Origin of the sequence: Desulfitobacterium sp. (assembly GCF_035539115.1) — a bacterium.
Taxonomy (GTDB): domain Bacteria; phylum Bacillota; class Desulfitobacteriia; order Desulfitobacteriales; family Desulfitobacteriaceae; genus Desulfitobacterium_A.
The window spans coordinates 21,252-35,566 of the sequence record NZ_DATLJA010000029.1 but is presented as its reverse complement, the minus strand read 5'-3'; the positions used below and the strand labels follow the sequence as shown (position 1 = coordinate 35,566).

The window sequence follows — 14,315 nt, the reverse complement described above, 5'->3', positions numbered from 1 at the left end:
TTATGAAAATTAACGAGTCTACTCTTAAATCCTTTGAACGAGAATTTCCGCAATATCGAGAGCCTTGACCTTATCTCCAGCTTCCCGAGCTGCCACCCCATCATTGATCATAGTTAGACAGAACGGACAAGCTGTTCCTACGAGATCTGTATTGAGAGCCAGCGCTTCATCTGTCCGCATGAGGTTAATTCGCTCTCCCTCATTCTCTTCGAGCCACATCCGTCCGCCACCCGCTCCGCAGCAAAAACTTTTCTCATGGTTACGAGGCATTTCTAGCGTTGTCAGTCCTGCAGCCTTGAGAAGTTCGCGAGGCTCGTTATAGATTTGATGATAGCGCCCAAGATAACAGGAATCGTGATAGGTAACGGTTTGTTGGGTTTCTGGCTGATTTAATTGAAGGCGTCCTGATTGAATTAACTCATTCAAGTACTGGGTATGATGAATGACTTCATAATTACCACCGAACTCAGGGTAATCTTGTTTTAAGACATTAAAGCAGTGAGGGCATGGTGTGACAATCTTTTTAACGCCATAACCATTCATAACTTCGATATTCTCAGAAGCAAGCGAGAAGAACAAATACTCATTTCCTAAACGGCGAGCGGAGTCACCACAGCATTTTTCTTCATTTCCAATTATTGAGAAGTTGACATTCGCTTTCTGCAGGAGTTTAACGAAAGCTGCTGCAACTTTTTGGTTCCGTGCATCGAAAGCTCCAGAACAACCCGGCCAATAGAGAATTTCGGGATCTGGATTTTGTTCCAGTGTTTTAACGCCAAGACCGGTCAAAAAGTCGGCACGGGTACTCCAACCAATACCCCAGGGATTACCATTGTTCTCCATATTCTTGAAGGCAAGCTGGGCTTCACTGGGGAACCGGCTTTCCATCAGAACCAAATTTCGACGCATATCAATCGTCTTATCCACATGCTCGACAAAAATTGGGCACTGCTGTTCACAAGAACGACAGGTTGTGCAAGCCCAAAGATCTTCTTCAGGGATAACATCTCCAATGAGATTTCGTAACCCTAGTTCTTCTTCCGAAGGAGCTTCAACGCTAGCTGTAGCTTCTTCCGTACCTTGAGCTGCTCCAGCTTTAGCGAGTGCTGGTCTGGCTTTAGCATAGTCATCGTAGGCTTTCCCTACTTCTTCCATATAGACACGCATATCTTGAATGACCTTCTTGGGATTAAGATGTTTACCGCTTAAATAGGTCGGACAGTTATCCTGGCATCTTCCACAGCGTAAACATGCATCCGAATTAAAGAGCGTCTTCCAGGAAAATTCGCGTAGTTTGCTTTTGCCATAGGTTTCAAGACTTTCATCTTCAAAATCAATTTTTTCTGGAATTCCAATGGGTCCACGTTTTCTTAAGAATTGGTTAGCTGGTCCAAGCAGAATATGAAAAAGCTTTGAATAGGGTAAATAAGCGATGAAGAACATAGCGAGGATGAGATGGGACCACCACAAAACGCGATGGAGGATACTTAAACTATCCGCACTAAGGCCTGCAAAGAGAGGGGCTAGCCAATATCCGACAAATCCATAAGCTACATACGGATCAGGAGTAGCAGCAATTCGCACGCCTTCAATCACAAATCCAGTTAGGAGGATGACCAAAATGAGTCCAAGAATTATTCCGTCATCAGTCTTATTATCCAAGCGATCTGGACGAGTCACATAACGCCGCCATAGGGCCATTAAAAGACCGACAATAGCCAATAAACCGAAGAGGTTGGCTGAGAGTTTAATGAAGACGTAAAGCCCTCCATGAAAAAGATTAAGTCCAAAATCCGCTTGTAGAGCAACGATGGTTGTGGCAAAGCCTAAAAGGATAAACCCCCAAAACATAAAGAGGTGCATCGTTCCCGGATAGCGATCTTTGATAATTCGTTTATGGAATAAACCATAGACCAGTAGATCTTTGATTCCCGCTCCAATATCTTGCCAGCGATTTTCAGGTTGTCCTAGCTTCCAGAGATGTAAGCGTTTATAAAAACCATAAGCAAAAAAGCCAACGGCAATTAAAAACAGGGGATAAATTAGCCAATGCCCCTGAATGTTCCAATAGAGAACGCGAGTAGGCATATCTTTTCCTCCTTTCTAATTACGGACCAGATAAAGACTCAGATTCAGATTGATCGAGAAAAAGTCCTTAAATTAAAGGATCTCGCGCGGAGAAGAAAGGTAAGCTCCCGTTTGATCTTACCGTAAAGACCTAGCTTTAATGGTGAGCTCCCCATAGTCCCCGTGCGAGTTGAGTTGAATGACTTAGCCGTTTACTAATTTCTTAAATTCTTGAGTCAGTAGAGGTACGACTTCAAAAAGGTCTCCGACAATCCCATAGTCAGCTACAGTAAAAATGTTAGCCTCTGGGTCTTTATTGATCGCGACAATGAATTTTGAAGCTCCCATACCCGCCAAATGCTGAATCGCTCCGCTAATTCCACAGGCGATATAAAGGGTAGGAGCAACGATACTTCCAGTCTGTCCGACTTGGAATTGGTTATCTATCCACCCTGAATCGACCGCCGCTCTGGAGGCCCCCACTGCTGCGCCAACGACATCTGCCAATTCTTCAAGAAGGGCAAAGTTCTCAGGTCCTTTCATCCCGCGACCGCCTGATACGACAATATCAGCTTCAGTGAGTGCAGGACGACTAGAGGCTAAAATAGCCACTTCTTTCAAAATAACCTTTAAGTCTGCTGGGTCGATAGTGACTGTCGCTTCCAGTACTTCAGCTTGATGAGAAGCATCCGGCTCAGCCGCAATGAAAGATTTCGCACGAATGGTCGCGAGAACGGGGCGACTTGTCGTTTCAACAAAGCTGAACGCATTGCCGGTATAAACTGGGCGTTTAAATATGAGGAACCGTTCGGGGTCGACTTCAATATCTATTGCATCTGAAGCAAGACCGACACCTAAACGTTGTGCTAAACGCGGAGCTAGGTCTTTTGCGACAGCTGTATGACCAAGCAAGAACGCTTGAGGTTCTTTTTCCTGAATCAGCTTAGCTAATGCAGAGGTATACGAACCCGTCGTATACTGAGCTAATTGAGGGGAATCAAGAAGGTAAACTTGATCTGCTCCATAGCCTGCAACTTGACCTGCAAGATCACGGATACCCTCGCCAGCAATGACGGCAACGAGCGGTTCTCCCGTTTGATCCGCGATTTTACGACCTTGACTCAAAATCTCTAGAGACACTTTGCGAATTTTTCCATTCGATTGTTCAACAAAAATCCATATCCCTTTTGGCATAATACTCACTCGCTCCTTTTGCCTTGTTCATCTCATTTTAGAGGACTTTTGCTTCCTCACGCAGTAAGCGCGCTAATTCTTGGGTAGCTTGGGCTGCATCGCCAGGAAGTATTTTTCCACCTTTACGCGGGACGGGCAAAGTAAATTTAGTGACCTTCATGTGAGGAGCCAGATCGGAAACGTTAAGTCCCAAGTCGCTCAGTTTGATCGTGGAGAGTGGTTTCTTCTTCGCTTTCATGATTCCCGCTACCGAAGGGTAACGCACTTCGTTAATTCCTTGTACCACAGTAATGACCGCAGGAAGTGTTACTTCAAGGGTCGCCGTGCCTCCGTCAATTACACGAACGGCTACCGCTTTATCCCCGTCGACTTCGAGTTTCGTAACACTGCTTATCGAAGGAACGCCTATTTTTTCAGCGAGTCGAACGGCAACTTGAGCTGAGCCATTATCAGTATCCATCACCCCTGCTAAGAGAATGTCGTAGGGAATTGTTTTTACAGCTTGGGATAGGATTTCAGCAGCACCCCCCTCATCCACTTCGACAAGTGCGGGGTCATTGATGAGAATCGCTTTATCTGCGCCCATAGCTAAGGCAGTACGAATAGCTGCTTGTGCCTGATCTCCACCTAATGTGAGAATCGTGACTTCACCGCCGAATTTTTCCTTCAAACGAAGTGCCTCTTCGATTGCATATTCGTCTAAAGGATTGATGATCAGAGTAACCCCATTAGAATCTATTTTTCCTTCGGCGTTCAGCACGATTTTGGCTTCCGTATCAAAAGTTTGTTTCATGCATACCACAATGTTCACAGGCTTACCTCCCCCAGTAATAAATGAGTTAACACCCTTAGACAGTGTCTTTCAACCTTTTAGAATTCTTTAAGAATTTTGCTGGCAACAACTACCCGTTGAATTTCACTTGTACCTTCATAAATTTCTGTAATCTTGGCATCTCTCATCATGCGCTCCACAGGATAGTCACGGGTATAACCATAACCACCATGAAGTTGAACCGCTTGGGTCGTAACCGCCATAGCAGTTTCAGAAGCAAAGAGTTTTGCCATTGCAGCAACTTTGGAAACAGGTTTGTGTTGAGAAGCGACATAGGCAGCTTGGTAAATAAGCAGGCGAGCAGCTTCAATTTGAGTGGCCATATCAGCAAGTTTGAACTGCGTGTTTTGTAAGGCGGAAATCGGTTGGCCAAACTGAACTCTTTCTTTGGTATATTTTACGGCTGCTTCATAAGCACCTTGTGCAATTCCTAAAGCTTGGGAACCAATCCCGATCCGGCCAAAATCCAGCGTTTGCATTGCAATTTTGAAACCTTGACCTTCGCCACCCAGGAGGTTTTCAGCAGGAATTCGGCAATCTTCAAAGACAAGTTCATAGGTAGCAGAAGAGCGAATTCCCATTTTCCTCTCTTTTTTACCAAACGAGAAACCTGGGGTGCCTTTTTCTAAGATAAAGGCAGCAATCCCATGATTGCCTTTGCTTTTATCCATTTGAGCAAACACGACGTAGGTATCGGCTTCCTTACCATTGGTAATAAAGATTTTCGAACCGTTGAGGATATATTCATCGCCATCACGAACTGCAGTGGTACGGGTGCCCGAAGCGTCCGAACCAGCCATAGGTTCAGTTAGTCCAAAGGCACCCAATTTTTCACCTGTAGCAAGTGGAGTCAAGAATTTCTTCTTTTGTTCGTCAGTACCAAACATATTGATTGGATTGGCCCCTAAGCTTGCATGAGCTGAAAGCGTGACACCCACTGAAGCATCGACACGAGAAAGTTCCTCAACCGCAATCGCATAAGAAATATAGTCAGCACCTACACCGCCGAATTCTTCTGGGAAAGTAATTCCTGCTAAGCCGAGTCCGCAAAGTTTGGTCCAGATCTCGCGAGGGAATTCTTCTTTTTCATCCCGTTCTTCAGCACCAGGTGCACACTCTTTCTCGGCAAAATCGCGTACCATTTTGCGCATCATAATGTGGTCTTCGGTTAAATCAAAATTCATCATTCATTCCTCCATTGATTTTTTAATTTATATTTAATTATATTGGGGTAACTTAGTAATTGGGGTAACCTAGTAGTTAAAAAATGGGACTTAATAGGTATAGAACCCTCGCCCAGTTTTACGTCCTAACCAACCGGCATTTACATACTTACGGAGTAGTGGGCAAGGACGATATTTATCTCCCAAACCTTCGTGCAAGACATTACAGATTGCGAGAACGGTATCCAAACCAATGAGGTCAGCTAAGGCTAACGGTCCCATTGGATGATTAGCTCCAAGTTTCATAACTTCATCAATTGCTTCTGGTTTGGCAATCCCTTCACTCAATATCCAGATGGCTTCGTTGATCATCGGAACCAGAATCCGGTTTGCGACAAAACCAGGTGCATCATTGACTTCGACAGGAGTTTTCCCCAGTTTGCGAGCTAATTCTTCGATTTGTGCATAGACTTCATCACTAGTCGCCAGACCACGGATGACTTCGACGAGTTTCATAGCTGGAACTGGATTGAAAAAGTGCATTCCTATTACTTTATCGGGGCGTTTGGTTGCTGCTGCAACTTCGGTAATCGGCAAAGAAGAAGTATTCGTAGCCAGAATGGTATGCTCAGGACAGACAGAATCCAATGTTTTAAAGATTTCGCCTTTAATCGACATTTTTTCAATGGCAGCCTCAATGACGAGATCAACCTCGGCTGCATCTTGATATGAAGTACTACTTCTGAAACGACCTAATGTTGCGGTTTTCTCCTCAGCACTAAGTCTTCCTTTTTCAACGCTTCGCGTTAGGTTTTTTTCAATTCCTTGAAGTCCTCGGCTAACAAATTCCTCTTTGATATCGTTTAAAATAACATTAAACCCGGCTTGAGCTGCAACTTGAGCGATTCCGGAACCCATTTGGCCGGCTCCGATTACCATAATAGTTTTCAACTTTGTACCTCCTTCATTTTCTCAGATGTTTTGCAATAAGGATTCTTTGTATTTGATTGGTTCCTTCGTAGATTTGCGTGATCTTTGCGTCACGGAGATAACGCTCGACTTTATATTCACGGGTATACCCGTACACGCCAAGAATCTGAACTGCATCAGTTGTAACTTTCATAGCAGCGTCACTGGCAAACAACTTAGCCATTGAGGCTTCTTTACTATAAGGTAATCCTAAACTTTGAAGAGTAGCTGCATGATAGATAAGAAAGCGAGCGGCTTCTAGTTGGGTTGCCATATCAGCAAGCATAAATTGAATCCCCTGAAAGTTACAAATAGCTTTCTTAAACTGAACACGTTCTTGAGAATAGGCTAGAGCTGCTTCAAAAGCAGCTTGAGCAATTCCTAAGGCCTGCGCGCCAACACCAATTCGCCCCCCATCCAAGAGAGACATCGCGATCTTAAAACCTTGACCTTCTTCGCCTAAACGATTTTCAACTGGTATAATGACATCTTCAAAAATAAGTTCGCAGGTCGATGAACCATGAAGCCCCATTTGTTCCTCTGCTTTGCCTATGCTGAGCCCAGAAGTATTGGCATCAAGTAAGAAGGCGGTGATTCCCTTGTTTCCGAGTGCCCGGTTTGTTGATGCTAAGACTGTATAGACCCCAGCATATCCAGCGTTGGTAATAAAACGTTTACCGCCATTTAAAATGTAGTGGTCTCCCCGCCGTTCAGCGGAAGTAACTATGCTGGAGGCATCTGAACCGGAATTCGATTCAGTTAGAGCGAACGCACCAATCATTTCACCACGTGCGAGTTTAGGAAGGTATTTACGTTTTTGCTCTTCTGTCCCGAAGTAGAGAATCGGGAGGGTTCCAATCGAGGTATGGGTTTCGAGAATAATAGCTGTTGTTGCACTACCTCGGGCGATTTCCTCAATGGCTAGGATATAAGATAAGAAATCTAAGCCTGAGCCACCGAATGCTTCAGGGATAGAAATTCCCATCAACCCGAGTTGACCCATTTTACGAATGAGTGTTAAAGGGAATTCTTGGGTTTTATCGATAATCATAGCTTGGGGAATTACTTCTTCTTCAACAAAGTCGAGAACCATTTTACGCATCATTAGTTGATCTTCATTCAAAGAGAAATCCAAGGAAAATTCTCCCTCCTTCTGTTAATGATTAAAGACCTTGATCAATTAAAGGGAACCCTCATTTACGCTTTCACTTCTTTAATCTATTATTGTGAAAAATTTCAATTATCCGATAATTATTGCAATTATCATGCCATGGTATCCGTTTCTAAGACGATTTACGAATATGAAGCAGGCAATTCAGATAAACAAAACCGTTAGATTGAAATTTAGATTACCTATTGATCGGAGGTGTGGTTTCTCCAAAACAGGAAACCATGCGGGATTAATCATGATTGTACTATTAATAACTAAAGATCTCTTTAGAAGGTAGCTACGTATCGAATATTCTGAAAACGTGTATAATTATTATTTTAAAGGATGAAATTCAGTATCAAAAGAGTTTTGTCCTTTGAGGAACCGTCGCGAATATGAGACAGTTCCTCAAAGGGTAGTTTCGTGAGAATTGGTATAAAGCAAGATAAGCTAGATGAGTTGAGCTTCTGTACCTATATGAAGACACTGTCCAGTTTCGAAGACAGTATCTTTTGAATACTTTCCTTGAAATTACGACTGGGCGAGACGATGTTTCGCCATTTTTTTATAAAGAGCAGAGCGATGAATACCCAGTAAACGCGCCGCTTGCATCTTATTACCATGAGACATCTGAAGCGCTGAATGAATCATATCCCGTTCCGCTTCCGCTAAGCCTTCCTCTAAAGTCGTGAATTGCCTTTTCTGAAAAATAATAGAATGAGGTTCGCCGTTTATCTGATCAACGGCATAAGGCGTATCTCCAGTGGTCTGAAGAGGTAAGGAAAGATGCCAAGACTGAATCCAAGGTTCATCACAGGTTATAATTGCCCGTTCCAAGACATTTTCTAATTCACGGATATTGCCGGGCCAGTCATAGGCCTGTAAATATTTGATGGCTTCAGGAGTTATTCCTTCAATAAAGGTCCCGAGACGATGGTTTAAACGTTCTAATATAGCAGTAGCGATAGGCTTAAGATCATCTCCCCTCTCACGCAACGGCGGAAGTTCAATGTTGATAACGTTGAGTCGATAGTAGAGGTCGAGTCGAAATTTATGTTCAATAACCATTTGGTGCAGATCTCGGTTCGTTGCGGCTATTACTCGTACGTCTATCTTTAAAGGCTGAGTTCCGCCCACACGTTCAACTTCGCGTTCCTGTATGGCCCGTAAAAGTTTAGCCTGCATAGCAAGCGGCATATCTCCGATTTCATCGAGAAATATTGTGCCTTTATCCGCAAGTTCGAATTTCCCTGGTTTTCCACCCTTGTGTGCTCCGGTAAATGCTCCATCAGCATACCCAAACAGCTCGGATTCCAAGAGACTTTCCGGTACGGCGGCGCAATTAATCTGGATGAGGGGGCCTTTCGCGCGGAGACTAGTCTCATGGATAGCGTGAGCGAAGATCTCTTTTCCTGTTCCACTCTCTCCCAAAAGTAAGATAGTAGAATTGGTTCGGGCTGCTCGTGCAGCCAATTCCTTTGCCGCTTGCATTTGCGGACTATCTCCAATAATATCGTTAAAGTTATACTGGGAAGAGTTAAAGCGACGTAATTCATCCTTATAATAGGCTAAGTCTCCTTCAAGACGCATAACCTTTTTGGCGAACAGCTTAGCAACTTCCATGTTTTTGAAAAGAGTTTTACCCAACGCACCCACGATTTTCCCGTCTCGTTCCACAGGTGCTCGCATAACTAAGAAATCCTTTCCTCCAATGTGCCATGTTTCTCCAAATTGTGCTTGTCCAGTTTTCAGAGTGTTTGGTAATTGGGATTCAGGGCTAATTTCATTAATATGCTTACCAATTACGTCCTCGGCTTTCAATCCCATTAGCTCTAAAAAGAAATGGTTAATGAGTTCTACCTTTTCTTGTTCGTCAATAACGATGATTCCCTCGTAGGAATTTTCAACGACTGCTTCCAAGGTTGCCATGAGTTTCTCATTAGTGCTTAAGCGGTCAGTCACGGTTTCAAGCTCGGTTACATCCTTAAAAATGGCTACTGCACCTAAAATCCTGCCTGAAGTAACGATTGGAATAAAATCGGTCTGAACGTTCATCGCCCCATACGTGAGAGGAACTCGAAGTTGGGCTTCGCCAGATTTCAAAACCTTATATGTGAGGGAATCGGGAAAGTATTGGAGAATCGGCTTACCAATCACCTCTTGAGCAGAAAAACCTAGGATGCGTTCAGCTGAATGATTGTAGAAAATAGCTGTTCCCTGAGAACTAATGGCGACAATTCCATTATGGGCGGAGCCGATGACATTCGTCACAAAGCATTCCAGATCATTAAACAGATTTTTTAAAGCTTGTACGATCAGGTTGAGCCTGATTTCCCCTTGAAGCTTTCTTTTGCGGTTAATGACTAAGGCTGAAACCTGGTGTTCAATAATAAACTGAAGGTTCTGTTCGAGGTCATCTTCTTCATAGATCAAAAATTCGGGTTCTTGAACAAAATCCAGTATCGGCAGGTCGTTAGGCGTAGGTCCTGAAGGATTAGAAGCTAAGGAGTTTAGGTTTTGGATTAGGGTTTGACTATCAAGAATACCGAGCAAAGAACCGTCCTCATCAACAATTGGAACTTGCGTAAGACGGTGAACAAGAAAGAAATCAACTGCATCCTTGAACGATGTTTTTCCAGATAAACTTAAGAGGTCGGTTGAAACGCACTTCTGATACTCGAGCAAGGATAAACCGATTGAGATTAATCCGTTCATTATATCTGCTCGAGGGTGAATTCCCAACCGCAAAAGAATTCTGAAGGATGAGCATCAGGTGGACAGGTCAGGCAGCGCGTTGTAATCCGAGAATCAATTGTGGAAGCGAACAAGCTATATTCGACTTCACCCACGTTTTTGCACGGAAAATCGTTCAATTGTTGTCGCTGACGAGCAGACTGGACTCGGCAAGCAGTCATATAGAAATTTAAGGTCTGCGAATTTGGACGTTCAATTTTTTGTTGATTCACGAAGGCATACAATCTAAAATTGAGGGCTCGTTCCAAAGCATCTAATCCACCATTGTCTGGAAGTTGGAGAAATTCTTTAATCCTTTTCGCTTCAACAACGGTAAATTTGCGCCAGGCCTCGACATCATGGTGGATCGCCTCATCCATTCCTCGTTCTTTTTCAATCGATTGGAACCACAACCCATCGTGAGCAATCCAACGTTTGGCAAAACTTTCGAGGAGCATTAAAGCTTGTTCACGGTTTAAATCTTCTTTGGAATTTAACATATTCATCCATCTCCTCTATAATAACCTCTGCATAGGCAAGTCAGAATCGTCTAAAACTTTGGATAATTCGAAGTAATTCTAAGAATAACTTCGAGATCTAGATGAAAAATCCTTCTCAAAAGGAAGAATTCTTCAAGAAGTTTAGCTAGTCTTGTGTAGGGTAAATTAGTGATATACTAAATTTACTTGGAATATTTAAGAAGAAGGAGTTTTACATATGAATCAGGACAGCCTTGAAAAATATGCCCGTTTAATTCTAAAGACTGGACTTAATCTGAGGAAGAACCAAACGCTATTGATCAATTCTCCGATCGAATGTGCACCGATCACTCGTCTCATCGCTGAGGTGGCTTTGCGAGAAGGTGCACGGGATGTGAAAATCGTCTGGAACGATGAACTTTTCGCCAAAATTCGTTTTACGTATGCTGCCGAGGAAGTATTCGACGAGTTCCCGGACTGGCAGAAAGACATGTATATGAGCTATCTCCGGAGAGGTGCAGCAATCTTAAGTATTGCTGCCAATGATCCGGAATTGATGAAAGATGTCGACCCAGTACGCATGATGAAAGCTCAGAAGGCCAGTAGTACAGGTATGAAAGAATATCGCGAGCAATTGATGAGCAATCGAAATGTCTGGTGTATCATTTCAATTCCAACCGCTTCCTGGGCTAAGAAGGTTTTCCCGCAGTTGACCGAAGTTGAGGGCATCGAAGAGCTGTGGAAAGCCATCTTAAAAACTGTTCGAGTGGATCAAGCAGACCCGATTGAAGCCTGGAAAATTCATAAAATAAACTTGAAGCAACGGATGGATTATTTGAATGCTCAGGGCTTAAAATCCCTGCATTATCAGAATTCCCTAGGGACTGATTTAACAATTGAGCTACCCGATGGTCATCTTTGGCTTGGAGGATCAGAGTTTACGCCAGACGGGATAGAGTTCGTTGCTAATATGCCGACTGAAGAGGTTTTTACTTTGCCGAAAAAGACGGGTGTTGTTGGCAAAGCGGTTAGCTCTATGCCCTTAAATTATAACGGTAGCTTAATTGAAGATTTTTCGTTAACCTTTAAAGAGGGCCGCATCATTGATTATAGCGCGGAAAAGGGCTATGAGTCTTTAAAAAGTCTAATTGAAACGGACGAAGGCTCTCATTATTTAGGCGAAGTTGCGCTCGTTCCCTACGATTCCCCGATCTCAAACTCGAAAATCATGTTTTATAATACCCTCTTCGATGAAAATGCATCCTGTCATTTGGCAATTGGCAAGGCGTACCCAGTCTGCCTTAAAGGCGGAGACGCCTTATGCAGTGAAGAACTTGAAAAAGAGGGAGTCAATGATTCCTTGCTCCATGAAGATTTTATGATTGGAACTGCTGATTTAGAGATTACAGGTGTGACCAAAGACGGACGAGAAATTAGTATTTTCGAAAAGGGCAACTTTGTTATTGCCTAGAATCGGAAGTTGCTTGTTTTTGTTGTTGTGGAAAGTAATCAATCCTTGCTTCGACCCGATGAACTACCCAATCCCCGAGTTTGACGCCGACATAACCTAAAAGCAAACCGCCGAGCACATCAATCACCCAGTGAATTCCCAAATACATTGTCGAGTAAATCACGGAGAAGCCAAAAACTGTCCATATGATCCGGAAAAGGCGGTCTTTTTCGCGCCAAGCCAGAAGCAGCATCGCAAAGGCCACCGAGGTATGCATCGAGGGAAAGCAATTCATGACGACGACAGCTGCATCAGAGGCTGATAAGTTTCGGTTCATGCCATCTGGGATGCCTAAGACCCACCAAACTTCATTGACTTTGATCGTTAAATAGAACGGAAAAATGAGAAGAAACTGAAGAACGTGCGCGGAGAGTTCATAGTGCAACATTTTAATCCAGTCTTTGGCAAAAAATGAACGAAGGACGGGAATAAGAACGGGTAAGGTAAAGCCATTGGCATAGATCCATTGAAAATAAGCGGTTAACCAAGGGGTCTTTATGACCCGAAATAGACTGCCATCATTTCCTGGAATGGATTGAAAGAGGGCGTTCCAGTCGAAGAGATGGGGTTTGAGTCCTAGTTGCCAGTAGACCACTTGGTTCCAAAGGGGCGGGAAATAGCGCCAAAGGAGAATTGGAAAAAGAAGAAGCGGAATTCCCAGGGGTAGAAAGCGTTTCCAAGACGTCCTTTGCCGGTCTTTGTCCAAGCCCCAGAAAGTGGCTGCGAGAAGTAAATACGCCCCATCTTCGGTGCGGTTCGGGTCATAGAGCAGGCAAATAAATATTCCAATTGCGATTAAGGTGTAAACATGGTCAGACACCCAAATAAAGAGGGTCGGATGTTTCAATTTTAAAGTGTAGATTGTGCTCATTAGAAATTCCTCATTACTCTCTTTGGTAGTATTTCTATAGTATTATTATTTATTGTCGAATGGGTATGAACAGGGACTTGGAGTCGTTTGGCTCCCGTTCGAGAATTGAGATACCCTTTGGAGAGTGGATAAAGTATACTTAGCCCTAAAATCCAGATGATCATCCCTAGTTCTAAGGAGAGGACATTGAATTTATTCAGAAGGAGTGGAATCAACGCATAAACCCACAAATGAAGCGAGTAGAAAAAGAGGGGGACTTGACCGAAGTCCTCAAGGATCAGCAAAAATTTGGGGACCCTTTTTAGATGAATAAAAGTGTAAAAAAGCAAAAACATGATTCCGGTATAGAAGAGAAAATAATCCAGACTTGGCGGGTATTTGGAGAGAATAAAGAGGCTTGAGAATGAGCCGTTATAGGGTAGATAATCCCCAAGATGATTCAGACGGAGTGCGAAAAAGGCGACGAGTAAACCGACTCCAAACGTGAGGAAACGCTTTCCTTCATCAATAACGCCCTTGGCTGACTTAAAGGTTTGTCCGAACAACCACCCTAAGCTGATTGGAACAAGCCAGGGTATTACCGGAAAATTTTGATTGAGAAAATATGAGGATTTGAATGGAATCGGCAAAAGCAAATAGCTTATCAAAGCCTTGCCTGTCAGAGTTAACGTGGGGAAAAGTTGGGTCAGGGTTGGGAGGAAAACTTGCTCTCCAGCATAGAGAATCAGAGCCGTGAGAAAGCCAACCCAGGGAGAAAACCGCTGCATAAGCGCTAGAAAAATAAATCCTGTGCCAATGGTTGAGAGCACGCTAAAGGAGAAAAAGGTGCCGACGGAAAAGAACGATAAAGATTTTGCTTCGATCATTGTGGGAAGATTAAAGGCTGGAGATATGACCAAGATTTGGAGGACGATTAAAATCAGTCCCCTCTGGAACAGGTGGCGGGTAATTTCTCCCGGGGTCATTCCCTTCTCACGTCGGTGTTTGAGAGAGCGCGAAAGAACATAGCCTGATAAAAATAAAAATCCGGGCGCGGCCAGACTGGAAAGAAGCATAACAAGATAACCTAAAGCACTAAACTGGTCGGGTTGATTGAATTGCCAAACTCCATTAATAATCAAAGGTAATCCTTCATTGCTGATCCGTCCCCCGTTGCTCCAAAAAAATAGCGCGTGGTCAAGGGCCATCAATACCATGATCAATCCGCGGTACTGATCAACAAACACTAAACGATTGGATTTGGACGTGTCAGACAATTCGATCCCTCTTTTCTTTTTGAATTACCTGTTCAAATTATAAAAATCGAAACTGAATCTACTCTGAAAATGAGGTGGAGATTTGGTTAAG

Annotated in this window: 11 protein-coding genes; 1 reads left to right on the top strand and 10 read right to left on the bottom strand. The window is 43.5% G+C overall.

Going from position 1 to position 14,315, the window contains the following annotated elements; all coding sequences use genetic code 11:
• Positions 1 to 24: 24 nt before the first annotated feature.
• The 8 genes from VM640_RS05225 to VM640_RS05190 form a co-directional block, all read right to left on the bottom strand.
• Complete coding sequence (locus VM640_RS05225; protein ID WP_325390364.1) at positions 25 to 2,088, bottom strand: heterodisulfide reductase-related iron-sulfur binding cluster; 2,064 nt, start codon at positions 2,086 to 2,088, stop codon at positions 25 to 27.
• 183 nt (positions 2,089 to 2,271) lie between these two features.
• Positions 2,272 to 3,261, bottom strand: coding sequence for an electron transfer flavoprotein subunit alpha/FixB family protein (locus VM640_RS05220; RefSeq protein WP_325390363.1), 990 nt, complete (start codon positions 3,259 to 3,261; stop codon positions 2,272 to 2,274).
• A gap of 37 nt (positions 3,262 to 3,298) precedes the next feature.
• On the bottom strand, positions 3,299 to 4,072 hold the full coding sequence (locus VM640_RS05215) for an electron transfer flavoprotein subunit beta/FixA family protein (protein ID WP_325390362.1): 774 nt from the start codon (positions 4,070 to 4,072) through the stop codon (positions 3,299 to 3,301).
• Positions 4,073 to 4,131: 59 nt separating this feature from the next.
• Entirely contained in the window at positions 4,132 to 5,277 is a 1,146-nt protein-coding gene (locus VM640_RS05210) for an acyl-CoA dehydrogenase (protein ID WP_325390495.1), read from the bottom strand.
• Between the two features lie 90 nt (positions 5,278 to 5,367).
• Complete coding sequence (locus tag VM640_RS05205; protein ID WP_325390361.1) at positions 5,368 to 6,207, bottom strand: 3-hydroxybutyryl-CoA dehydrogenase; 840 nt, start codon at positions 6,205 to 6,207, stop codon at positions 5,368 to 5,370.
• 13 nt (positions 6,208 to 6,220) lie between these two features.
• Positions 6,221 to 7,360 (bottom strand): acyl-CoA dehydrogenase, encoded by a 1,140-nt coding sequence (locus VM640_RS05200; protein ID WP_325390360.1) that lies wholly within the window; start codon positions 7,358 to 7,360, stop codon positions 6,221 to 6,223.
• Positions 7,361 to 7,906: 546 nt separating this feature from the next.
• Complete coding sequence (locus VM640_RS05195) at positions 7,907 to 10,090, bottom strand: sigma 54-interacting transcriptional regulator (RefSeq protein WP_325390359.1); 2,184 nt, start codon at positions 10,088 to 10,090, stop codon at positions 7,907 to 7,909.
• Entirely contained in the window at positions 10,090 to 10,608 is a 519-nt protein-coding gene (locus VM640_RS05190; protein ID WP_325390358.1) for a DUF6125 family protein, read from the bottom strand. Before VM640_RS05190 ends, VM640_RS05195 begins: the two co-directional genes overlap by 1 nt.
• Positions 10,609 to 10,825: 217 nt before the next feature.
• Here VM640_RS05190 and VM640_RS05185 point away from each other — a divergent pair, with 217 nt between their 5' ends.
• Entirely contained in the window at positions 10,826 to 12,058 is a 1,233-nt protein-coding gene (locus VM640_RS05185) for an aminopeptidase (RefSeq protein WP_325390357.1), read from the top strand.
• Here the strand turns inward: VM640_RS05185 and VM640_RS05180 are convergent.
• Both VM640_RS05180 and VM640_RS05175 read right to left on the bottom strand, forming a co-directional pair.
• Positions 12,048 to 12,968, bottom strand: coding sequence for a phosphatase PAP2 family protein (locus VM640_RS05180; protein WP_325390356.1), 921 nt, complete (start codon positions 12,966 to 12,968; stop codon positions 12,048 to 12,050). The genes VM640_RS05185 and VM640_RS05180 overlap by 11 nt on opposite strands.
• Positions 12,968 to 14,224 (bottom strand): heparan-alpha-glucosaminide N-acetyltransferase domain-containing protein, encoded by a 1,257-nt coding sequence (locus VM640_RS05175; RefSeq protein WP_325390355.1) that lies wholly within the window; start codon positions 14,222 to 14,224, stop codon positions 12,968 to 12,970. The genes VM640_RS05180 and VM640_RS05175 overlap by 1 nt, the downstream gene beginning before the upstream one ends.
• Between the last annotated feature and the right edge of the window lie 91 nt (positions 14,225 to 14,315).

Bases quoted from the DNA above. Each gene is read 5' to 3' on its own strand.
- VM640_RS05225 (WP_325390364.1), bottom strand. From the start codon at position 2,088: ATGCCTACTCGCGTTCTCTATTGGAACATTCAGGGGCATTGGCTAATT.
- VM640_RS05220 (WP_325390363.1), bottom strand. From the start codon at position 3,261: ATGCCAAAAGGGATATGGATTTTTGTTGAACAATCGAATGGAAAAATT.
- VM640_RS05210 (WP_325390495.1), bottom strand. From the start codon at position 5,277: ATGAATTTTGATTTAACCGAAGACCACATTATGATGCGCAAAATGGTA.
- VM640_RS05195 (WP_325390359.1), bottom strand. From the start codon at position 10,090: ATGAACGGATTAATCTCAATCGGTTTATCCTTGCTCGAGTATCAGAAG.
- VM640_RS05190 (WP_325390358.1), bottom strand. From the start codon at position 10,608: ATGTTAAATTCCAAAGAAGATTTAAACCGTGAACAAGCTTTAATGCTC.
- VM640_RS05185 (WP_325390357.1), top strand. From the start codon at position 10,826: ATGAATCAGGACAGCCTTGAAAAATATGCCCGTTTAATTCTAAAGACT.
- VM640_RS05180 (WP_325390356.1), bottom strand. From the start codon at position 12,968: ATGAGCACAATCTACACTTTAAAATTGAAACATCCGACCCTCTTTATT.